23 protein-coding genes are annotated in these 21,937 nt (G+C 57.8%); 8 read left to right on the top strand and 15 right to left on the bottom strand.

What is annotated here, in order from left to right:
• Window positions 1-3 precede the first annotated feature (3 nt).
• From ACWKXN_RS05720 to ACWKXN_RS05705, 4 genes are all read left to right on the top strand, one after another.
• Window positions 4-1,548, top strand: coding sequence for a PTS transporter subunit EIIC (locus ACWKXN_RS05720; RefSeq protein ID WP_182931059.1), 1,545 nt, complete (start codon window positions 4-6; stop codon window positions 1,546-1,548).
• Window positions 1,549-1,560: 12 nt separating this feature from the next.
• Window positions 1,561-2,946 carry a 6-phospho-alpha-glucosidase gene (locus ACWKXN_RS05715; RefSeq protein ID WP_454543454.1) on the top strand — a complete coding sequence of 462 codons (1,386 nt, stop codon included), beginning with the start codon at window positions 1,561-1,563 and terminating at the stop codon, window positions 2,944-2,946.
• A gap of 71 nt (window positions 2,947-3,017) precedes the next feature.
• Window positions 3,018-3,863: a 3-mercaptopyruvate sulfurtransferase gene (gene sseA / locus ACWKXN_RS05710; RefSeq protein ID WP_096150447.1), complete on the top strand. Its 846-nt coding sequence runs from the start codon at window positions 3,018-3,020 to the stop codon at window positions 3,861-3,863.
• Window positions 3,863-4,633, top strand: coding sequence for a MurR/RpiR family transcriptional regulator (locus tag ACWKXN_RS05705; protein ID WP_047652683.1), 771 nt, complete (start codon window positions 3,863-3,865; stop codon window positions 4,631-4,633). The genes sseA and ACWKXN_RS05705 overlap by 1 nt, the downstream gene beginning before the upstream one ends.
• A 17-nt stretch (window positions 4,634-4,650) precedes the next feature.
• On the opposite strand, the gene sseB is transcribed toward ACWKXN_RS05705, so the two are convergent.
• The 11 genes from sseB to trmJ all read right to left on the bottom strand — a co-directional run bounded on the left by sseB (window position 4,651) and on the right by trmJ (window position 13,397).
• Complete coding sequence (sseB, locus tag ACWKXN_RS05700) at window positions 4,651-5,427, bottom strand: enhanced serine sensitivity protein SseB (protein WP_023333036.1); 777 nt, start codon at window positions 5,425-5,427, stop codon at window positions 4,651-4,653.
• Between the two features lie 111 nt (window positions 5,428-5,538).
• A complete protein-coding gene (gene pepB, locus ACWKXN_RS05695; protein ID WP_047060761.1) occupies window positions 5,539-6,825 on the bottom strand; it encodes an aminopeptidase PepB in 1,287 nt (428 codons plus the stop codon).
• A gap of 60 nt (window positions 6,826-6,885) precedes the next feature.
• On the bottom strand, window positions 6,886-7,086 hold the full coding sequence (gene iscX / locus ACWKXN_RS05690) for a Fe-S cluster assembly protein IscX (protein WP_003860650.1): 201 nt from the start codon (window positions 7,084-7,086) through the stop codon (window positions 6,886-6,888).
• Window position 7,087: 1 nt separating this feature from the next.
• Window positions 7,088-7,423, bottom strand: coding sequence for an ISC system 2Fe-2S type ferredoxin (gene fdx, locus ACWKXN_RS05685; protein ID WP_003860652.1), 336 nt, complete (start codon window positions 7,421-7,423; stop codon window positions 7,088-7,090).
• A 1-nt stretch (window position 7,424) separates the two neighbouring features.
• A complete protein-coding gene (gene hscA, locus ACWKXN_RS05680; RefSeq protein WP_454543453.1) occupies window positions 7,425-9,275 on the bottom strand; it encodes a Fe-S protein assembly chaperone HscA in 1,851 nt (616 codons plus the stop codon).
• A 14-nt stretch (window positions 9,276-9,289) separates the two neighbouring features.
• A complete protein-coding gene (gene hscB / locus ACWKXN_RS05675) occupies window positions 9,290-9,805 on the bottom strand; it encodes a co-chaperone HscB (RefSeq protein WP_039263745.1) in 516 nt (171 codons plus the stop codon).
• Between the two features lie 79 nt (window positions 9,806-9,884).
• A complete protein-coding gene (gene iscA, locus ACWKXN_RS05670) occupies window positions 9,885-10,208 on the bottom strand; it encodes an iron-sulfur cluster assembly protein IscA (protein WP_003860659.1) in 324 nt (107 codons plus the stop codon).
• A 13-nt stretch (window positions 10,209-10,221) separates the two neighbouring features.
• Window positions 10,222-10,608, bottom strand: coding sequence for a Fe-S cluster assembly scaffold IscU (iscU, locus tag ACWKXN_RS05665; protein ID WP_003860661.1), 387 nt, complete (start codon window positions 10,606-10,608; stop codon window positions 10,222-10,224).
• A gap of 24 nt (window positions 10,609-10,632) precedes the next feature.
• Window positions 10,633-11,847, bottom strand: coding sequence for a cysteine desulfurase (gene iscS, locus ACWKXN_RS05660; RefSeq protein ID WP_008502157.1), 1,215 nt, complete (start codon window positions 11,845-11,847; stop codon window positions 10,633-10,635).
• Window positions 11,848-11,964: 117 nt separating this feature from the next.
• Window positions 11,965-12,456, bottom strand: coding sequence for a Fe-S cluster assembly transcriptional regulator IscR (iscR, locus tag ACWKXN_RS05655; protein WP_023308826.1), 492 nt, complete (start codon window positions 12,454-12,456; stop codon window positions 11,965-11,967).
• Between the two features lie 215 nt (window positions 12,457-12,671).
• Entirely contained in the window at window positions 12,672-13,397 is a 726-nt protein-coding gene (trmJ, locus tag ACWKXN_RS05650) for a tRNA (cytosine(32)/uridine(32)-2'-O)-methyltransferase TrmJ (RefSeq protein WP_033146224.1), read from the bottom strand.
• Between the two features lie 131 nt (window positions 13,398-13,528).
• Between trmJ and suhB the strand changes: the two genes are divergently transcribed.
• Window positions 13,529-14,332: an inositol-1-monophosphatase gene (suhB, locus tag ACWKXN_RS05645; RefSeq protein WP_023308828.1), complete on the top strand. Its 804-nt coding sequence runs from the start codon at window positions 13,529-13,531 to the stop codon at window positions 14,330-14,332.
• Window positions 14,333-14,372: 40 nt separating this feature from the next.
• On the opposite strand, the gene ACWKXN_RS05640 is transcribed toward suhB, so the two are convergent.
• On the bottom strand, window positions 14,373-15,353 hold the full coding sequence (locus tag ACWKXN_RS05640) for a nickel/cobalt transporter (RefSeq protein ID WP_454543452.1): 981 nt from the start codon (window positions 15,351-15,353) through the stop codon (window positions 14,373-14,375).
• Window positions 15,344-15,982, bottom strand: coding sequence for a DUF1007 family protein (locus tag ACWKXN_RS05635; protein WP_033146226.1), 639 nt, complete (start codon window positions 15,980-15,982; stop codon window positions 15,344-15,346). The genes ACWKXN_RS05640 and ACWKXN_RS05635 overlap by 10 nt, the downstream gene beginning before the upstream one ends.
• A 125-nt stretch (window positions 15,983-16,107) precedes the next feature.
• On the opposite strand from ACWKXN_RS05635, the gene csiE reads away from it, so the two are divergent.
• On the top strand, window positions 16,108-17,385 hold the full coding sequence (gene csiE / locus ACWKXN_RS05630; protein ID WP_033146227.1) for a stationary phase inducible protein CsiE: 1,278 nt from the start codon (window positions 16,108-16,110) through the stop codon (window positions 17,383-17,385).
• On the opposite strand, the gene ACWKXN_RS05625 is transcribed toward csiE, so the two are convergent.
• Entirely contained in the window at window positions 17,380-18,525 is a 1,146-nt protein-coding gene (locus ACWKXN_RS05625; RefSeq protein WP_039263750.1) for a 3-phenylpropionate MFS transporter, read from the bottom strand. The genes csiE and ACWKXN_RS05625 overlap by 6 nt on opposite strands.
• Before the next feature lie 173 nt (window positions 18,526-18,698).
• Here ACWKXN_RS05625 and ACWKXN_RS05620 point away from each other — a divergent pair, with 173 nt between their 5' ends.
• Window positions 18,699-19,121, top strand: coding sequence for a DoxX family protein (locus tag ACWKXN_RS05620; RefSeq protein ID WP_039263751.1), 423 nt, complete (start codon window positions 18,699-18,701; stop codon window positions 19,119-19,121).
• Between the two features lie 54 nt (window positions 19,122-19,175).
• On the opposite strand, the gene glyA is transcribed toward ACWKXN_RS05620, so the two are convergent.
• Window positions 19,176-20,429 carry a serine hydroxymethyltransferase gene (gene glyA / locus ACWKXN_RS05615; RefSeq protein WP_008502165.1) on the bottom strand — a complete coding sequence of 418 codons (1,254 nt, stop codon included), beginning with the start codon at window positions 20,427-20,429 and terminating at the stop codon, window positions 19,176-19,178.
• 304 nt (window positions 20,430-20,733) lie between these two features.
• Between glyA and hmpA the strand changes: the two genes are divergently transcribed.
• Window positions 20,734-21,924, top strand: a complete 1,191-nt coding sequence (hmpA, locus tag ACWKXN_RS05610; RefSeq protein WP_454543451.1) for an NO-inducible flavohemoprotein — start codon at window positions 20,734-20,736, stop codon at window positions 21,922-21,924.
• Window positions 21,925-21,937 lie beyond the last annotated feature (13 nt).

Raw genomic sequence — 21,937 nt, 5'->3', positions numbered from 1 at the left:
GCCATGAAACGAGCCGTGAACGCCCTACAAAATTTCGGAAAATCATTGTACGGACCGGTACTTATCTTACCGATCGTCGGTCTGTTTATCGCCTTTGGTAACGTGCTGGGTAACGGTAACCTCGCTGAATACCTGCCGTTTCTGGGCCATCCGCTGATTCAGCACCTTGGTCAGCTTATCGCGAAATCTGCAGTGTCGGTGCTGGTCAACCTGGCGCTGGTGTTTGCCGTCGGGATCCCGATTGGTCTGGCGACGCGTGATAAAGGCTATGCCGCGCTGATTGGTCTGGTTACCTTTGTCGTGTTCATCAACGCCATGAACGTCACGCTACAGCTGCAGGGCGCGCTGGCGCCAGCGGCCCAGATGAAAGCGGCCGGGCAGACCATGGTGCTGGGCGTGCAGGTGCTGGAGATGGGCGTTTTTGCCGGGATCCTGACCGGGGCGCTCTCCGGATATCTGTACAACAAATACTCCGGCGTACAGTTTAACGGCGCGATGGCGATTTACTCCGGCCACTGTTTTGTCGCCATCGTCATGCTCCCCGTCTCCATGCTGCTCGGCGTGGTGATGAGTGAGCTGTGGCCGTATGCCCAACACGGCATTAGCGCCCTGGCGCTGGCCATCAAAGGCTCCGGGCCGTTTGGCGTGGCAATCTACGGTTTCCTGGAACGTATTCTGGTCCCCACCGGCCTGCACCATCTGGTTTATACCCCGTTCCTCTATACCGAGCTGGGCGGCACGCAGGAGGTGTGCGGCGCAACCTATCAGGGCGCACGCAATATCTATTTCGCCGAGATGGCCTGCCCGGACGTGAAGCAGCTCAGCAGCACCGTGGTGTGGGACGCGCGCGGCATCAGCAAGATGTTCGGCCTGCCTGCCGCAGCCCTGGCGATGTATATGACCGCAAAGCCGGAGCGTAAAGCCATTGCGAAAGCCATTCTGATCCCGGCGGCGCTGACCTCGCTGCTGGTCGGCGTGACCGAGCCGATTGAGTTCTCCTTCCTGTTCGTCGCTCCGCTGCTCTTCGTGGTGCACGCGGTGCTGACCGGCATCGGCATGATGCTGTTCTCGCTGCTGGGCGTTCACGCCATCGGCGCCAACGGGATTATCGACTTCATCCTCTACAACCTGCCGCTCGGCACGGAGAAGTCCAACTGGCCGATGTATATCGTGGTCGGGCTGATCATGTTCGCCCTCTACTTCGTGGTGTTCCGCTTCCTGATCCTGCGCTTCAACATGAAAACGCCGGGCCGTGAGGATGACGATCGGGAGACGCGCCTCTACAGCAAGCAGGAGTACCAGGCGAAGGGCAATAACGACGGGCTGGGCGAATCCATCGTGACGGGTCTGGGCGGCCGGGAAAACATTGAGGTTGTGGACAACTGCTACACCCGCTTACGCGTCACGGTGAAGGACGTCGCCATTATCGACGAGCCGCGGCTCAAGGCGACCGGCGCGAAAGGGATTATCAAACAAGGTAACAACGTTCAGGTGGTCTACGGGCTGCACGTCAAAAAAATGCGAGAAGCCGTTGAGACGTTTCTCTGAAAGGAGCTAAAGATGTTTACACCCCCATTTATTCTGTCGATTGCCGGCGGCGGTAGCACCTACACGCCGGGCATTGTGAAAAGCCTGATGGTGCGCCTGCAGGATTTCCCGCTGGCCGAAATCCGCCTTTATGACATCGACGAGGCGCGTCAGAACACCATTGCACCCGTCGTCGAAAAGGTCATTCGCGACCACAGCCAGAGCATCAAGTTCACCGTCACCAGTGACCCGGAAGTGGCCTTCAGCGGCGCGCATTTCGTCTTCGCCCAGATGCGCGTCGGCCAGTACAAGATGCGCGAGCAGGATGAGAAAATCCCGCTGCGTCACGGCGTGGTCGGCCAGGAAACGTGCGGACCCGGCGGGCTGGCCTACGGGCTGCGCACGATCCTGCCGATGGTGGAACTTATCGATCTGGTGGATCGCTACGCGCACGAGAAGGCCTGGATCGTGAACTACTCCAACCCGGCGGCGATCGTCGCGGAGGGCGTGCGGCGGCTGCGGCCAAATGCGCGGGTGCTGAACATCTGCGATATGCCTGTCGCCGCGATGCGCAATATGGGGGCGATTCTGGGTGTCGATCGCCGCAGGCTGGAGGTGGACTACTTCGGCCTGAACCACTTCGGCTGGTTTACCCGCGTGCTGGTGGACGGCGAAGACAAGCTTCCCGAGCTGCGTAAACATATCGCGAAGTTTGGCCTGCTGACGGAAGATGCGGCTAAAACCGACCCGCAGCATTCCGATCCTTCGTGGGTCAAAACCTGGCGCAACATTAAGCCGATCATGGACAACTTCCCGGAGTATCTGCCGAACCCGTATCTGCAGTACTACCTGATGCCGAACCAGATCGTGGAGCATCAGAACCCGGACTATACCCGCGCCAATGAAGTAATGGACGGGCGCGAGAAAAAGCTGTTCGCCGCAGCCGAAGAATACAAGCGCACCGGGATCCTGCCGGACGCTTTCCACGTGGGCGTGCACGGCGAGTTTATCGTCGATGTTGCCTGCTCGCTGGCCTTTAACCTGCGGAGCCGCCACCTGGTGATGGTGGAAAACCGCGGGGCGATTACCAACCTGCCGTACGATGCCGTGGTGGAAGTGCCCGCGTATATCACCTCCGAAGGCCCGGAACCGATTCGCGTCGGTCAGGTGCCGCTGTTCCATCAGACCCTTTTGCAACAGCAGCTCGCCTCTGAACAGCTGCTGGTGGAGGCGACCATCGAGGGCAGCTATGAGAAAGCCCTGCAGGCGTTTACCCTCAACCGCACCGTGCCGACCATGGAACACGCGAAAGCGATTCTGGATGAGATGAACGAGGCCAACCGCGACTACTGGCCTGCGCTGCAAAAAGCCTGGCAGGACGGCGAAACGGTGAAAAATAGGGGCTTGCTCGCGAGTTGAACGTGGTTTGCTTGTCGGTGTCAGAAAAAACACCGACAATCCTTTTTTACGGAAAAGAATGGAGGCAACCCATGTCCACCTCATATTTTGTCGCCGCCGACTGGCTGATTGAGCACGGTGACGATCCGGAAGTTCAGATTATTGACGCGCGTATGGCCCCGCCGGGGCAAGAGCATCGTGACGTGCCCGGTGAATACCGCGCAGGGCACCTGCCTGGCGCAGTATTTTTTGATATCGAAGCCCTCTCCGATCGCAACTCTCCCCTGCCGCACATGCTGCCGCGCCCGGAAGCGTTTTCCGTGGCGATGCGCGAGCTGGGCGTCAGCAAAGACAAACACCTCGTTGTTTATGATGAAGGTAACCTCTTCTCCGCCCCGCGCGCGTGGTGGATGCTGAAAAACTTCGGCGTGGAAAAAGTGTCGATTCTGGCGGGCGGGCTGGCGGGCTGGAAGCGCGACGAGCTGCCGCTCCAGCAGGGTGACGTGACGCTTCCGGAAGGCGAATTCGACGCCACGTTCGACGCGCACGTGGTGAAACGCCTGACCGACGTGCTGGTCGTGAGTCATGAAAAAACGGCGCAAATCGTCGATGCCCGTCCTGCTCCGCGATTCAATGCCGAAGCGGATGAACCGCGTCCGGGGCTGAAGCGCGGACATATTCCGGGGGCGCTGAACGTACCGTGGGGCGAGCTGGTGTTTGAGGGCGAGCTGAAAACCACCGACGAGCTGCGGGCCATTTTTGACCGTGCTGGCGTGGATTTACATCGTCCGATTATTGCCAGCTGCGGCTCCGGCGTAACGGCCTGCGTGGTGATCCTGGCGCTCGCCACGCTCGGCGCGAACGACGTCACGCTCTACGACGGCGCCTGGAGCGAATGGGGTGCGCGAGACGATCTGCCGGTTGAACCCGCGAAATAATGGATAACCGCCTGGCCACGCTGTTAACGCGCGGGGCGTCGCTGACCCGCGCGGAGTATCGCGTCCTCGCCCACCTCACGGAGCACCCGCTGCTGGTGGGCAACATCACGGTACGCGAGCTGGCGCAGGCGACATTTGTTTCCACCGCCACCATCATGCGGCTGTGTCAGAAGCTGGGGTTCAGCGGCTTTAGCGAGTTTATCTGGCACTGCAAGCAGCTGCTCTCCGACACGCCGCATATTGCCGCCCAGGGGCAGTCGCTTCCTGAACTCCCGGCGCTGTTTAATCAGTTTATCGCCAACTATCAGCACACCTTCCAGTGGGTCACGCAGGAAAAGCGCCAGCAGTTTGCCGACCTGCTGCGCCAGAAAGAGAGCTTCTTTCTCTACGGGGCCGGGTTTTCCTATCTGTTTGCGGAGTACCTGACCAAGAAGCTGCAGGTGCTGGGCAAAACGGCGTTTATCTCCGGGCCGGGGGACAGCCGGAATATTTTCCTCAGCAACGCCGCCCGCTATCAGGTGTTTATTGCCGTCTCGCGCAGCGGTGAAACGGAGCAGGTGCTGGATAAAGCGCGGATTGCCAAAAACGTCGGTATGACGATCGTCGCGTTTACCCGCGCCTCGGCCAATACGCTGGCGGGGATGGCGGACGTGCATTTTGCCCTCTATGACGAAGCGGTGCACTTCGCCGCCGAAGCCGCGGGGGTGACGTCGTTTGAGTCGAATCTGGTGCTGCTGATGGATTTACTGCTGCTGGAAGCAACGGGGTGATATTCACCCCGCCGTAATCAGATAATGCGGTTGGTTTTGAGATCGCGCAGGAAGCCGCCCCAGCGACGCTCGTAGAACGGGGTGATGTGCTCGGTAATAAAGTGGCTGATGCCCTTCTCGCCGTTCTTCACCTGGCAGATATCAATCGGCTCGTCGCCCGGCAGCGTGTCGGTCGCCACGCTTCCCGCGGCCTGAATGATATCGTCGATATCGCCGTCCGCCTCAATACCAATCAGCAGAACCGGATGCTCGTCCGCGCGCTCTTTAATGGAGCAGAGAAACGCGCGTCTAACCGGTTTCAGGGTTTTGAACAGCGTCGTCAGGGAATCAATCATCTGCGCGGGCGGCTCGGCTACTTCAGACAGCAGCAGCGTTTCGCCCCCTTCCAGCACTTCCTGGGTGCTGAGCGGGTTGCCCTCTTCGCCAATCAGATGGCTGATTTCACGCGGCGTAAACTCTTTCCCGGTCGGCAGCTTCGCGTTAAGGAACAGCGTCTGGCCCAGCGTCATTTCAAACAGGGTACGCACCGGCATCACCACGAACGCCTGTTCGTCTTCTACCGCTTCCTGCAGGGCTTCCAGCGAGGTAAAGAACGGGATCACCGACGTGCCGTCGTCTTTCTCCCAGTGCAGCAGATCCAGCGCGCTGTCTTCGACAACCTGCTCACCTTCCGCCGCGGTGCCCGGCACCCAGACGGTGGATTCCAGCAGCGTGCGGAAAAATGCCGGACGGTGGGCGGGCTCGGTCGCCGCCTGCTCCAGCAGAGTTTCTAATTCGTTTTTGGTTTCGGACATAACAATTCCAGATGATGCATTTCCCCTCACCCCAGCCCTCTCCCTCAAGGGAGAGGGAGCAAACCATCCCCTCTCCCTTGAGGGAGAGGGTTAGGGTGAGGGCAATAAAGATTACTCAGCCGTCAGCAGGTTCGCCACGGTACGCACGCCCAGACCGGTCGCGCCAGCGGACCACTGCTCAACCGCCGCTTTACGGTAGGTTGCGGAGCAGTCGATGTGCAGCCAGCCTTCGTGGTAGTTCTCAACGAAGTGGGACAGGAAGCCTGCCGCCGTGCTTGCACCCGCCGGGTACGCCGCGCTCGCGGTGTTGTTCAGCTCGGCAAAGTTGGACGGCAGCTGGCTGCGGTGGAACTCGGCCAGCGGCAGACGCCAGAACGGCTCGTTTTCCGCAGCGGCGCTTGCCAGCAGGCGAGCGGCCAGCTTGTCGTCAAAGCTGAACAGCGCGTGGTAGTCGTTGCCCAGGGCGGTTTTTGCCGCGCCGGTCAGGGTCGCCATGTCGATAATCAGCTCTGGCTTCTGGGCAGACGCGTCGATCAGGCCATCGGCCAGCACCAGACGGCCTTCGGCGTCGGTGTTCATCACTTCGACGTTTTTGCCGTTGCGATAGCGAATGATGTCGCCCAGCTTGAAGGCGTTACCGCTCACCATGTTGTCCGCACAGCACAGATACAGCTTCACGCGCTTGTTCAGACCGCGGGTAATGGCGAACGCCAGCGCGCCGGTGATGGTTGCCGCGCCGCCCATGTCGGACTTCATGGAGTCCATGAACGCGCTCTGCTTCAGGCTGTAGCCGCCGGTATCGAAGGTGATGCCTTTACCCACCAGGCATGCAAAGACCGGCGCCGCTTTATCGCCGGTTGGGTTGTAATCCAGCGCCAGCAGGACCGGAGGACGCTCAGAACCACGGCCCACGGTGTGGATGCCCATGTAATTCTGCTCGCGCAGGTCTTCACCTTTGGTGATGCGGTAGGACATTTTCTCGCCCGCCACGCCGCACAGCAGGTCAACCGCACGCTGCGCCAGCTGCTCAGGACCGAGCTCTTCTGCCGGGGCGTTGATGGTGTCGCGCACCCAGTCGATGATTTGCAGGCGGCTTTCCAGCTCTTTCTGACCGGCTTCGTCGAGGTTAGCCCACTCGATTTTGCGGGTGCCTTTCGGGCCTTTGTAGCCTGCCCAGAATGCCCAGCTGCGGTCGGTGTCCCAGCCTTCGCCTTCCAGGGAGACATGCTTAATGCCCAGGCCGTCAATTTTGCGGGCGGCGCGCTGGATCAGGCCGGTATCATCTTTGCCCGTCAGGTGCAGGGTAATGCCGTCGTTATTAATGCTGTAGGTGGCTTTCTCGCCCCAGCGTGCGTCAGCAGGCTGATTCGAGAGCGTAATCTTCATCGCTTCGGTCATTTTATTTTTCCTTATTAGCAACTAGCAAACGGGCCGCCTGAAGGCAGCCCGTTATGTTATTTATTCTGCTTCATCTAACCAGACTAACAGAATCGCCTCCAGAATTTTTTCATTGGATGCGTTTGGATCGTCATCGAAATCCTCTAAATCGCAGATCCACTGGTGCATGTCGGTGAATCGTACGGTCTTCGGATCGAGATCCGGGTTCGCGTCGTAGAGCGCTTCGCCGATTTCACGGCTGTCTGTCCACTTCAGTCCCATATCAATGCTCGCGTGCGTGGTTGATGGTGTAGCGTGGGAACTCCACGACCAGATCTTCATCGGTCACCGCGGCCTGGCAGCTCAGGCGGCTGTCTGGCTCCAGACCCCATGCTTTATCCAACATGTCGTCTTCGTCTTCGGTGCTCTCGGCGAGAGAGTCGAAACCTTCACGCACGATGCAGTGGCAGGTGGTGCAGGCACAGGATTTTTCACAGGCGTGTTCCACTTCGATACCTGCACGCAGGGCAACATCGAGAATGGTTTCACCGGTCTTCGCTTCCAGAACAGCGCCATCCGGACAGAGGTCCGCATGAGGCAAAATAACAATCTTTGGCATATTAAACCTCGTCCACGGACTGGCCTTTCAGCGCGACGCGGACAGATTTGTCCATGCGGCGAGCAGCAAAGTCCTGGGTTTGTTTATCAACGTTTTTAATGGCTTCTTCTATTGCGTCAGCGTCATTGCCTTCTGCTACTGCGCTTAAATGCGCGGCAGCGTCGTCAATCACCTGGCGCTCAGCGGCGCTTAACAGCGCGGCATCGGCAGCGAGCGCGCCGTTCAGGCTCTCCAGCACGCGGGCGGCTTCAACTTTTTGTTCAGCCAGCATACGCGCCTTCACATCCTGCTCGGCGTAGCTCATTGAGTCCTGAATCATGGAGGCGATTTCGCCATCGGTCAGGCCGTAGGACGGCTTCACCTGAATGGACGATTCCACGCCGGTCGATTTTTCCATCGCCGTGACGCTCAGCAGGCCGTCCGCATCCACCTGGAAGGTGACGCGAATATGCGCCCCGCCCGCAGGCAGCGCCGGGATACCGCGCAGCGCAAAGCGCGCCAGAGAGCGGCAGTCCTGCACCAGCTCGCGCTCGCCCTGCATCACGTGGATGGACATCGCGGTCTGGCCGTCTTTGAAGGTGGTGAACTCCTGCGCGCGCGCCACCGGAATAGTGGTGTTACGCGGGATCACTTTCTCCACCAGGCCGCCCATGGTTTCTAACCCGAGCGACAGCGGGATGACGTCGAGCAGCAGCATTTCGCTGTCCGGCTTGTTGCCGACCAGAATATTGGCCTGGATTGCGGCGCCCACGGCAACCACTTTGTCCGGGTCGATGGAGGTCAGCGGCGTGCGGCCAAAGAATTCGCCCACGCGCTCGCGCACCAGCGGCACGCGGGTCGAACCGCCCACCATGACCACTTCCAGCACCTCGTTCGCCTCAACGCCCGCATCTTTCAGTGCGCGACGGCAGGCCAGCAGGGTGCGTTTCACCAGCGGGGCAATCAGATCGCTGAACTGGTCGCGGGCGATCTCACCCTGCCAGCCCGCAACGTTTACGCTAACCGTCTGCGCATCGCTCAGGGCGATTTTGGCGTCGATAGCCGCATCAAGCAATTCACGCTGCACGCGGGCATCGCTGCGATCGCTGATGCCCGCCTGCTCGCGAATATAATCCGCCAGCAGATGGTCGAAGTCATCGCCGCCCAGCGCGGAATCCCCGCCGGTCGCCAGCACTTCAAACACCCCGCGGCTCAAGCGCAGGATCGAGATATCAAAGGTACCGCCGCCGAGATCGTAAACCGCAATCACCCCTTCCTGACCGGAGTCGAGGCCGTAGGCAATCGCCGCCGCCGTCGGTTCGTTCAGCAGGCGCAGCACGTGCAGGCCTGCCAGACGCGCGGCGTCTTTGGTGCCCTGACGCTGTGCATCGTCAAAATAGGCCGGAACGGTGATGACTACGCCGTCCAGATCGCCGCCAAGCGTCGCCGTCGCGCGCGCCGCCAGCGCTTTAAGGATGTCGGAGGAAACGCGAATCGGGTTCAGCAGACCGGCCGCGGTCGCAATCATCGGCAGGCCGTTTTCACTGGCCTGCAGCTGATACGGCAGATGCGGATAGCGGGTCTGAATATCGGCCAGAGAGCGGCCCATCATGCGCTTTACGGAGCTGATGGTGTTGGCCGGATCGCGCGCGGCGTTGGCGCGGGCGTCATAGCCGACCGCGTGACCCTGCTGCTGGTAGTGGACCACGGAAGGCAGCAGATGGCGGCCCTGCTCGTCAGCCAGCGTTTCCGCCTGGCCGCTGCGCACGGTCGCCACGAGGGAATTGGTGGTGCCCAGATCGATACCAACCGCCAGACGACGCTGGTGCGGTGCGGCACTTAAGCCAGGCTCACTAATTTGTAATAAGGCCATAATTGCTTCCGAAATTAAAAATCGAGCAGCTTTTCTTCGAGTTGTTCAGCACTGCTTCGCAGTTTATCGAGAAAACGGAGTTTGCGCACAGTGTCTGCCGCCACGTCCCAGGTCTCGTTGTTCAGTTGCTCCACCATCTGCTGATGGCGGGTATCGAACATGCCCTTCACGCGCGTGATGAAGCTTTCCAGACGCGCTTCGTCTTTGGCCTGTTCAATCTCATCCAGCTCTTCGCGAAGCTCCAGCTGTTCCATCAGAAACGCGGTGTCGCGCACGGTATGCTGTTCGCTCGCCAGATCGAAACCGTGGAGCGAGAGCAGATATTCTGCACGCGCCAGCGGATGGCGCAGCGTCTGCCAGGCCTGGTTGATGGTCGCAGATTGGGAAACCGCAGCCAATTGCTCAGACTGAGTACCACTGGCGAATTTATCCGGGTGATACTGACGCTGAAGATCCTGAAAACGGATCGTCAGCGCCTGGAGATCAATCGGGTATTGAGCGGGTAGTCCGAAGAGAGTGAAGTAATCCATAACATTCTCAGGGGTAGCCTGTTAGAACAAACCCCACGCGCAGCGGGTAAGCCACGGTGGGGTTTCGGATGACGCGCGGTTAAACGTGGAAGCTTTCGCCGCAACCACACTCGTCTTTGACGTTCGGGTTCGTGAATTTGAACCCTTCGTTCAGGCCTTCTTTGACGAAGTCCAGCTGAGTGCCGTTGAGGAATTGCAGGCTTTTGCCATCGACCACCACCTTCACGCCCTTGTCTTCAAACACGGTGTCGTCAGACGCCGGCTCGTCAACAAACTCCAGTACGTAAGCCATACCAGAACAGCCGGAGGTACGTACGCCCAGTCGCAGGCCAAAGCCTTTACCACGGTTCGCCAGAAAAGAGCTTACTCGCGCGGCAGCGCTGTCGCTAAGGGTAATCGACATACTCAAACCTCAATTATTTTGCTTCACGTTTGCTTTTGTAATCCGCAATGGCGGCTTTGATCGCGTCTTCTGCCAGAATTGAACAGTGAATTTTCACCGGTGGCAGTTCGAGTTCTTCAGCAATATCCGTGTTCTTGATTGCCTGTGCTTCGTCCAGAGACTTGCCCTTCACCCATTCGGTAACCAGGGAGCTGGACGCGATAGCAGAACCGCAGCCGTAGGTCTTGAAACGCGCGTCTTCAATGATACCTTCATTGTTGACTTTAATCTGCAACTTCATCACGTCGCCACACGCCGGTGCGCCAACCATACCGCTGCCGACAGATTCGTCGCTGTTGTCAAAAGAGCCAACGTTGCGCGGGTTTTCGTAATGATCGATGACTTTTTCGCTGTATGCCATGATTGAATTCTCCTTATGTACCGATTAGTGATGTGACCATTCAATGCTGTTCAGATCCACGCCCTGCTTGAACATTTCCCACAGTGGAGAAAGGTCGCGCAGACGGCCGATGGAGTTGCGAACCAGCTTGATGGTGTAGTCAATCTCTTCTTCGGTAGTGAAACGACCTAAAGAGAAACGGATAGAGCTGTGCGCCAGCTCGTCGGTCATGCCCAGCGCGCGCAGCACGTAGGATGGCTCCAGGCTTGCAGACGTACAGGCAGAACCGGAAGAAACGGCCAGGTCTTTCAGCGCCATGATCAGCGATTCGCCTTCAACATAGTTGAAGCTGACGTTGAGGATGTTCGGAGCGCCCTGCTCGAGATCGCCGTTCAGATACACTTCTTCCATATCTTTCACGCCGTCCCACAGACGGTTACGCAGCGTGCGCAGGCGTGCCATCTCGGTTTCCATCTCTTCTTTCGCAATGCGGTACGCTTCGCCCATGCCCACGATCTGGTGAACAGGCAGCGTGCCGGAACGCATGCCGCGCTCGTGACCGCCGCCGTGCATCTGTGCTTCGATGCGGATACGCGGTTTACGACGAACGTACAGCGCGCCGATCCCTTTCGGGCCATAGATTTTGTGGCCGGAGAAGGACATCAGGTCCACTTTCAGCTGGCTCAGATCGATAGGCAGTTTGCCCACGCTCTGGGTCGCGTCAACGTGATAGATGATACCGCGCGCGCGGCACATTTCGCCGATGGTCGCGATGTCCTGAACGACGCCGATTTCGTTGTTAACGTGCATGATGGAAACCAGAATGGTGTCATCACGCATGGCCGCTTCGAGCTCTTTCAGGTCGATGATCCCGTTGCTCTGTGGCGCCAGGTAAGTCACTTCGTACCCTTCACGCTCCAGCTGGCGGCAGGTATCCAGCACGGCTTTGTGTTCGGTTTTGCTGGTGATGATGTGCTTGCCTTTTTTCTGATAAAAGTTGGCTGCACCTTTGATCGCCAGGTTGTCGGATTCGGTCGCACCGGAGGTGAAAACAATCTCACGCGGGTCGGCACCCACCAGGTCGGCAATCTGATTACGGGCGATATCTACCGCCTCTTCAGCATGCCAGCCAAAACGGTGTGAACGGGAAGCTGGGTTACCAAAGTTTCCGTCCAGGGTCAGACACTGCATCATTTTCTCGGCAACACGCGGGTCCACCGGCGTGGTTGCGGAGTAATCGAGATAAATCGGTAATTTCATTGCTCTTTAAACTCCGTACATCGCTTCAATGCAAGGAATCAGGCAACCGGCTGGATGTACGACCGAGTACGCGGGGCGTGACCGCCCCGGCCTGATTCTGAAATCTTTATCGTTTTATTACGCGCGCAGTTTGACGTCGATAGCGTCCTGCGCGCGGGTGCTGCGTTGGGAATCCTGACCGTGCTGACGACCAGAGACATCCAGAACTTCCTGGTTATTGACCAGTTCACCCAGGGTGATGTTGTTCAGGAAGCCGGTGAGACGGTCGCTCAGATCGCGCCACAGCGCGTGGGTCAGGCACTTATCGCCGCCCTGGCAGCCGCCTTTACCCTGGCAACGGGTCGCGTCAACGGATTCGTCAACTGCGCTAATCACTTCACCAACTGCAATACTGCCCGCGTCTTTACCCAGCAGATAACCGCCGCCTGGGCCACGAACGCTGGAAACCAGTCCATTTTTACGCAGTCTGGAGAACAGCTGCTCCAGGTAAGAGAGGGAGATCCCTTGTCGTTCAGAAATATCAGCCAACGGAACCGGGCCCGCTTCGGAGTTGAGCGCAACGTCCAGCATCGCGGTCACGGCATAACGCCCTTTAGATGTCAGTCTCATGTCTTACTTAACCTCAAACTCGCCCCTGCCCGGGGTTTTTTATTGTAAAATGGGGGTATTGCATAGCAGGGCCAAGTCTGACATTCCTGACTAAAATGGTCAACTATTTACTTGACTATTTTAGTCAGGTATTTAACGTTCCGTGCCTTCAAAATCCCGGTGCGGCCTGATGCCCTCACCCCAGCCCTCTCCCACGGGGAGAGGGGAAATCGACACTACTCTTTATTCTTCTGCTCAATCGACGCCAGAATCCCGCGCAGGATGTTAAGCTCCTGGCTTTCCGGGCGCGCGCGGGTAAACATGCGGCGCAGCTTGTTCATCACCTGGCCCGGGTGGCCTTCACGAATAAAGCCGGTTGAGAGCAGCGTCTGCTCCAGGTGACCGTAGAAGCGCTCAAGGTCGTCCACCAGCGGGTAGGCCGTTTCTTCTTTAGGCTCTACCTGTTTCTCCTGCGTCGCCAGCCACGCCATACGCACCTCATAGGCGATAACCTGCACCGCCATCGCCAGGTTCAGCGAGCTGTATTCCGGGTTAGCCGCGATAGCGACGTGATAATGGCACTTCTGCAGCTCGTCGTTGGTCAGGCCAACGCGCTCGCGGCCAAACACCAGCGCAACCGGAGCCTGTTCCGCTTCAGAGACGCTTTTCAGGCCGCATTCGCGCGGGTCCAGCATCGGCCACGGCAGCGTGCGTGAACGCGCGCTGGTGCCAACAACGAGGCTGCAGCCGGCCAGCGCTTCGTCAAGGGTATCGACGATCTGAGCGTTGCCGATCACGTCGCTGGCACCGGCCGCCAGGGCGATAGCCTGCGAGTCAGGTTTCACCAGCGGGTTAACCAGCCACAGGTTCGTTAAGCCCATGGTTTTCATAGCGCGGGCAACGGAGCCCATGTTGCCGGTGTGCGATGTTTCGACCAGCACGATTCGAATGTTTTGCAGCATAATTTTTAATGTCTGAATTCAGCGTCTGAAGAATATTCCGGCATATTATCATAAACGGGAGACATAATCCGATCCCACTGCTATACTCTGCGCCGATTTTCCTGTTCTTTAACATCCAGTGAGAGAGACCGATGCATCCGATGCTGACCATCGCCGTGCGCGCAGCGCGCAAGGCGGGTAATGTAATTGCCAAACACTACGAAACGCCAGACTCCGTAGAAACCAGCCAGAAAGGCAGCAATGATTTCGTGACTAACGTCGATAAAGCCGCAGAAGCGATTATTATCGAAACGATCCGCAAATCTTACCCGCAGCACACCATCATCACCGAAGAAAGCGGTGAACATGAAGGTACCGATCAGGATGTTCAATGGGTTATCGATCCACTGGATGGCACCACCAACTTCGTCAAACGCCTGCCACACTTCTCTGTGTCTATCGCAGTACGCATTAAAGGCCGTACTGAAGTCGCCGTTGTTTACGATCCAATGCGTAACGAACTGTTCACCGCTACCCGCGGTCAGGGCGCACAGCTGAACGGCTACCGTCTGCGCTGCAGCAACGCACGCGATCTGGACGGAACCATTCTGGCGACCGGTTTCCCGTTCAAGGCGAAACAGCACGCGACCACCTATATGAATATCCTGGGCAAACTGTTTACCGAATGCGCTGACTTCCGCCGCACCGGTTCTGCCGCGCTGGATCTGGCTTATGTAGCAACAGGCCGCGTTGACGGTTACTTCGAGCTGTCACTGAAGCCGTGGGACTTTGCTGCGGGCGAGCTGATCGCACGTGAAGCAGGCGCCATCGTGTGTGATTTCACCGGCGGCCATAACTATATGTCTACCGGCAACGTCGTTGCAGGTAACCCACGCGTTGTTAAAGCCATGCTGGCCAACATGCGTGATGAACTGAGCGATGCGCTGAAGCGTTAATCCCGGTCATTCCCTCTCCCCGTGGGAGAGGGAATCCCAACTAAAACGGCCGCAATCCTCTTCCCACCGGTACCGCGCTCATCCACATCGTCACCGCCGCAACCAGCAGAATCACCCCGCCCGCCAGCGCAAGCGTTGTCCCCCCTACCTGCCGCCACAGCACCGGTGTTTTATTGCCGCTGAGTCTGACCGCAAGCTGACGGAAGCTGTGAACCAGCAGCGCTAAAGACGAAATGGTGAGAGACGTCCCTGCCGCCATCGCCAGCGCGGAGAGCATTCCCCAGCCAAACACGCCTATCACCTTGCTGAACAGCAGCACCATGATTGCCCCCGAACACGGGCGCATGCCCATCGAAAGAACAATCATCAGCCGCGCGCGCCAGTCGTCGCCGTTCTGCAACTGTTCCTGCGTGGGCAAATGCTGATGCCCGCAGCCACAGTTTGCATCATGAACGTGGTGCGGCGTAAAGGTTTTGAATTTCGGTTTTTGCAGCAGCACGCGCAGCTTTTTCAGCGCCCGCCAGCAGAGGATCAGCCCCAGCACGCCCACCAGCGCGTAGCTTCCCTTCTCCAGCCAGAAACTGCTCATGTGCAGCTGGCGCGCGGGAAGCTGCAACAGCGAAAGCACAACCACGACGAGCGCAATCGCCACGCTGCCCTGAAGCAGCGAGGAGGCCAGCGTCAGCCCGATACTCGATTTCAGCTTCGACGGATGGGTGGCGAGCCAGGTCGTTATCACGATTTTGCCGTGCCCCGGCCCCAGCGCGTGCAGTACGCCATAGATAAAGCTGAACGCCAGCAGGGAACCACCCGCTTTGGTCGGGTTCTCCGCCACCGCCTTCAGCAGACCGCTCATCTGCTGGTTGACCTCACGCTGCCAGACGATGCTTTTCATCATGACCTGCGGCCAGGCCTGCCACAGCCAGAGCGAGCCGCAAACGGCCAGCAGGAGAAAAAGCGCCAGCGGCCAGAGGTGCAGCCAGCGGCGCGGTTTCCGAACCGGAGAGGAGATCACTGACATTGTAACGTTACCTCCTGCGCGAACTGTTTACCCAACTCCATGTCCTCAGGCGGTGCATCTTCCTTATCAAGCGAGACCGCAAAGTTCAGCGTCTCCTCGCTGGGTTTCGGGGTGTGAACGCCAATTTTGCAGTTTTTTTGCAGAGCGTCCGGCAATCGTACGTCGCCGTCTTTGTCATAGCGCATATCGACATAGTAGGTAGGATCAAAAGTGGAAAACGTGTAAGTTTGCCCGGCCAGCGGCTGCGGATGCGCCAGCGGTAGCACAAACGTCAGCACCGCCTGATGCCCGTCACGCGTCATCCCGTATTCCGTTGGCCGGTTCAGAAATTTGACCTTTTGCCCGTTGTGCCAGAATTCCGTGAAGTAGTGCTGGCCGAGCACGTTGGCCATCACTTCCGCCGCCAGCTTTTTCCAGATTTCATCGCCGGGCTTCGCGTTTCCCGCATCATAGAGCAGATCGGCCGAGGTGATTTCATCCATCGTCCAGCGCATCTTCAGGCCGCTCAGCTGCGTGCCGTCGGTAACCAGCTCGGTCTGGAGGTCAATAAAACTGTGAGGGTGTGCGCTGGCGGTGAAGCTGATAACCGCCAAAAATAACGCCATCGCACTTTGTTTAACTGTTTGCATCAATTCCTCACGTCAAAAATTCTGTGATGTCCCCCAGCAATCCTGAGTGAAAGGCCTGCCGGCGCGCTTTTCAGCGCTCATCCTTTAGCTATTCTTATCAAACATTCACACTGGATACCCGACAGATGATGACGACGCTTGAAATTCCATCTGTGCTTTCCAGTTCGCAGCGCCGCTGCCAGGTGCTTTTGATGCTATACCTGCCCGATGCTGCCGTCACCGCAGAGAGCATAATCGCTGCCAACGGGGTGGACGACGCGATGGCACGGCAAGATATAGCCGAGACGCGCGATGAAATCCAGCGCTATCACCGGCTGGACATCGTCACGCACCACGACGGCAGCTACCGGATTGAAGGCACAGCCCTGAATCAGCGTTTATGCCTGCTGCACTGGCTGCGCCGGGCGCTGCGGCTTTGCCCGCAGTTTGTCTCACACCAGTTTACCCCCGCATTAAAAACCGCGCTTAAACAACACGGCATTGCGCGACCGCTGTACGACGATGCGAACCTGCGGGCGCTGATCGGCTTCTGCTCCCGCAAGCTCCAGCGCCAGTTTGAATGCCGCGACGTCCAGTTTTTACAGCTCTATCTGCAATACTGTCTTATTCAGCACCAGCTCGGGAATACGCCGCAGTTTTCTCACGTTCAGCGCAGCTGGACCCAGTCGAGAGGGGAGTATTTTACGGCCCAGGAGATCGTGCGTCACTGGAGACGTCGCGTGCCGCAGGGAGCGCACGGGGATGAACAGCTGTTTCTGGCGCTACTGTTTATGATGCTCCGCACGCCCGATCCGGTGCTCGATAAACACCAGCAGGATCAGCGCTTGCGCCGAGCCATCGTGCGCATGGTCGCCCGTTTTCGCTCGCAGACCGGGATGAACTTCAGCGATGAGCAAGGGCTGACCGATCAGCTGTATATCCATCTTGCTCAGGCGCTGGACCGCTCGCTGTTTGAAATTGGCATCGACAATAGCCTGCCGGAGGAGATCCACCGTCTCTATCCCCGGCTGTTACGCACCACAAAGGAAGCGCTGTTTGAGCTGGAAGCGGAGTTTGGGCTGCGTTTTTCTGATGAAGAGATGAGTCTTGTCGCGGTGATTTTCGGCGCCTGGCTGATGCAGGAGACCGATCTGCACGAAAAACAGGTGATCCTGCTGACGGGAGACGATAAAGCCAGCGAGGATCTGATTGAACAGCAGCTTCGCGAGCTGACGCTGCTGCCGCTTAACATTCGCTATCTGACGCTGCAGGCTTTCCAGAAAGAGGGGGCACCGCGCGAAGCCGCGCTGGTTATCACCCCCTACCCTACCGTCCTGCCGCTGTTCTCGCCGCCGCTGATTCATGCCGTTGAAACATTGAACGCGCAGCAGCAAGAACATATTCGCGCCATGCTGGAATCATAGCGGCGCGCGAGCGGCCACTTTCGGGCGAACAACGATGGCGGGTAAGGCGACCAGCGCCATCACCCAGAAGACGCCATGCCCCAGATGCTGGTAGAGGAACCCCGCAAAGACCGTCATGATTGCGATACTGCCCCCCATCGCGACCGCCGAGTAGACGGCCTGCAGGCGAATAACGTCTCCGCCCTCGCGCGCTGCGATATAGCGCATAGCCGCCAGATGGCACACGGTAAAGGTGCCGCAGTGAAGAATTTGCGCCACTATCAGCCACGGCAGATCGGTCGTCCAGCCCATAATCCCCCAGCGCGCCACGCCGCACACGGCGGAAAGCAGCAGAAGGTCTCGCGCGCCAAAGCGACGGAACAGCTTCTTGCTCAGGGCAAAAATAATGACTTCGGCCACTACCCCCAGCGACCACAGATAGCCCACTGCGGAAGCAGAATATCCCGCCCCCTGCCAGTAGATGGCGCTGAAGCCATAGTACGCCGCATGCGCCCCCTGAAGCAGACAGACACACGCCAGAAAACGCCAGCTTTGTGCCACCAGGCTCCGCCAGGCGGGCCAGCCTGCGCTCTCCTGATGGCGGCTTTCCCCTTGCGGCATCACCGACGGACGCAGCAGCATACCCAGCAGCATAGAGGCAATACCGATACTCAGCAGGGCGAGAATGGCGCGGTAATCGTAAAGGCTGACCAGTTTGCCCACCAGCGCGGAGCCAATCACAAAGGCAATTGAGCCCCACAGGCGCACGCGGCCGTAGTCCATGGTGATCTGCTTTTGCCAGGTGTTCGCCAGGGCATCCGTCAGCGGTACCAGCGGTGAGAAGAACAGGTTAAAGCCGACCATCACCACCATCAGCCAGGCAAACTGGTGGCTGACCCAGAAGCAGGCAACAAAGACCAGCGTCAGCAAAGCAAGAATGCGCACGGCCTTGATCAGTAAGGAGGGATCGCTGACGCGCGGGGCAATCAGCAGGCTGCCGAGGAAACGCGCCACCAGCCCGGCCCCCAGCAGGACACCGATAGTCTCAGGAGTCAGGCCGATACCCTTGAGCCAGACGCTCCAGAAGGGCAGAAAAATACCGTAGCTAAAGAAATAGGTGAAATAACTGAGCGCCAGCCAGCGCGTGGAATGCAAGACCATGAATCCCTCCCGAAATCGAGGCCATAGTCTGGCGAGAATATAAAAATTAAGCAAGTAGATAGCCTGCTATAAATTAACGAAAAATTAACATCTTGTGCAGTCGTCTGGCTTATGGCAGGGAATGAAAATATGTATTACGTTTAAATTACTCCACTTGCAGAGGTTTTTCTGCCATGAACTCACTACGTTATTTCGATTTCGGTCAGTCACGTCACCTGCTGCTGCTGATTGGCCGCATCGCGCTTGTCGTGCTGTTTATCATCTTTGGTTATCCAAAACTGACGGGGTTTAGCGGCACCGTACAATATATGACCTCGCTGGGTACGCCGATGCCCATGCTGGCGGCCATTATTGCGGTGGTGATGGAAGTCCCTGCTGCCATTCTGATCGTGCTGGGCTTTTTCACCCGCCCGCTCGCGGTACTGTTTGTATTCTATACGCTGGGCACGGCGATTATCGGTCACCATTACTGGGATATGACTGGTGATGCGGTCGTACCGAATATGATTAATTTCTATAAGAACATCAGTATTGCTGGCGCCTTTATTTTACTGGCCATTGTTGGTCCGGGGGCTATTTCCCTCGACCGGCGTTAAGCCATAAAAAAAGGCCGCAAGCGCGGCCTTTTTTATTTCTGCAAGGCAGAGGAATTACGCGTATACAGGGAAGCGTGCGCAGATATCCAGAACTTTACCTTTGACGCGCTCGATAACCGCTTCGTCATTGATGTTGTCAAGAACGTCACACATCCAGCCAGCCAGCTCTTTCACTTCCGCTTCTTTGAAGCCGCGACGAGTCACGGCCGGAGAACCGATACGGATACCGGAGGTCACGAACGGGCTCTTCGGATCGTTTGGCACGCTGTTTTTGTTCACGGTGATGTTGGCGCGGCCCAGGGCTGCGTCAGCTTCTTTACCGGTCAGGTTCTTATCAACCAGATCCAGCAGGAACAGGTGGTTTTCAGTACCGCCGGAGACCACTTTGTAGCCACGGTTCAGGAACACTTCCACCATCGCTTTGGCGTTCTTAGCAACCTGCTGCTGATAAACCTTGAATTCTGGCTCCATCGCTTCTTTCAGCGCAACGGCTTTAGCCGCGATAACGTGCATCAGCGGGCCGCCCTGCGCGCTTGGGAATACAGCGGAGTTCAGTTTTTTGTACAGCTCTTCGTCACCGCCTTTCGCCAGGATCAGGCCACCGCGTGGACCCGCCAGGGTTTTGTGGGTGGTGGTGGTCACAACGTGAGCGTGTGGAACCGGGTTCGGGTAAACGCCAGCGGCAATCAGGCCCGCAACGTGCGCCATATCAACGAACAGGTAAGCACCGATGCTGTCCGCGATTTCACGCATTTTTGCCCAGTCAACGATACCGGAGTAAGCAGAGAAGCCACCGATGATCATCTTCGGTTTGTGCTCTTTAGCCTGCTTCGCCATGTCTTCGTAGTCAATTTTACCGGACTCATCAATACCGTAAGGGATGATGTTGTACAGTTTGCCGGAGAAGTTAACCGGGGAGCCGTGAGTCAGGTGGCCGCCCTGCGCCAGGTTCATACCCAGAACGGTATCGCCCGGCTGCAGCAGCGCGGTGTAGACCGCGAAGTTAGCCTGAGAGCCAGAGTGCGGCTGCACGTTCGCGTAGTCAGCGCCAAAGAGTTCTTTCGCACGGTCGATAGCCAGCTGCTCAACGATATCAACGTACTCGCAACCGCCGTAGTAGCGTTTGCCCGGGTAACCTTCAGCATATTTGTTAGTCAGCTGAGAACCCTGCGCCTGCATGACGCGCGGGCTGGTGTAGTTTTCGGAGGCGATCAGTTCGATGTGCTCTTCCTGACGTACTTTTTCCTGCTCCATAGCCTGCCACAGTTCGGCATCATAATCGGCAATGTTCATTTCACGCTTTAACATCCGCATCTCCTGACTCAGCTAACAAGTAAATTTTGGCCTGAAAAGGCAGTCCTGTTGGACGACGGGCAACAGTATAACTGATTAGTTCTGTGATAACAGGTCTTGACAAACGATTTTACGCAAACGTTTTCCTACGCGCCACGCAAGGGTTTGAGGAATAAAGCTCTCGCCCTTTCCAGCGGATTTCTTTTCAGGTTTGTGATGCATATTTTTCATCTTGCAAAGAACCATTTACAACGCAGGGGTATTTTTTATAAGATGCATTTAAAATACATCATTAAAGTCACATCGGAAGGAAGCTGCCATGCTCGACGCTCAAACCATCGCTACCGTTAAAGCCACCATCCCCCTGCTGGTGGAAACCGGCCCTAAACTCACCGCCCATTTCTACGATCGCATGTTCACGCACAACCCGGAGCTCAAAGAAATTTTCAACATGAGCAACCAGCGTAACGGCGATCAGCGCGAAGCGCTTTTCAACGCCATCGCGGCCTACGCCAGCAATATTGAAAACCTGGCGGCACTGCTGCCCGCGGTGGAAAAAATCGCGCAGAAACACACCAGCTTCCAGATCCAGCCCGAGCAGTACAACATTGTGGGTAGCCACCTGCTGGCAACGCTGGACGAGATGTTCAGCCCGGGCCAGGAGGTGCTGGACGCGTGGGGTAAAGCCTACGGCGTGCTGGCAAACGTGTTTATCAACCGCGAAGCGCAGATCTACAGCGAAAACGCCAGCAAGAACGGCGGCTGGGAAGGCACGCGCGCCTTCCGCATCGTTGAGAAAACGCCGCGCAGCGCGCTGATTACCAGCTTTGAATTTGAGCCGGTGGACGGACAGCCGGTTGCCGATTACCAGCCGGGCCAGTATCTGGGCGTGTGGCTGAAGCCTGAAGGTTTCCCGCATCAGGAGATCCGCCAGTATTCTCTTACCCGCAAGCCAAACGGCAAAGGCTACCGCATTGCGGTGAAGCGTGAGGACGGCGGTCAGGTATCCAACTGGCTACACAACGAAGCTAACGTGGGCGACGTGGTCCATCTGGCCGCGCCGGCGGGCGATTTCTTCATGGCCGTAGAAGCGAATACCCCGGTTACGCTGATCTCTGCGGGCGTCGGCCAAACGCCAATGCTGGCGATGCTAGATACGCTGGCGAAAGCCAACCACGGCGCGCAGGTCAACTGGTTCCACGCTGCGGAAAACGGCGACGTGCACGCCTTTGCGGATGAAGTGAAAACGCTCGGGGCGTCCCTGCCGCGCTTCACCGCGCACACCTGGTATCGCCTGCCGACGGATAAAGACCGCGCGGCCGCTCGGTTTGACAGCGAAGGCCTGATAAATTTAAGCCAGATGGAAGGGGCGTTTAGCGCGCCAGACATGCAGTTCTACGTCTGCGGGCCGGTGGCGTTTATGCAGTATGCCGCGAAGCAGCTGGTGGAGCTGGGCGTGAACAAAGACAACATTCACTACGAATGTTTCGGACCGCATAAGGTGCTGTAATGAAAAAGCCCCT

Source organism: Enterobacter sp. UPMP2060 (assembly GCF_053709655.1).
This window is presented reverse-complemented; position numbering and strand designations above follow the sequence as displayed.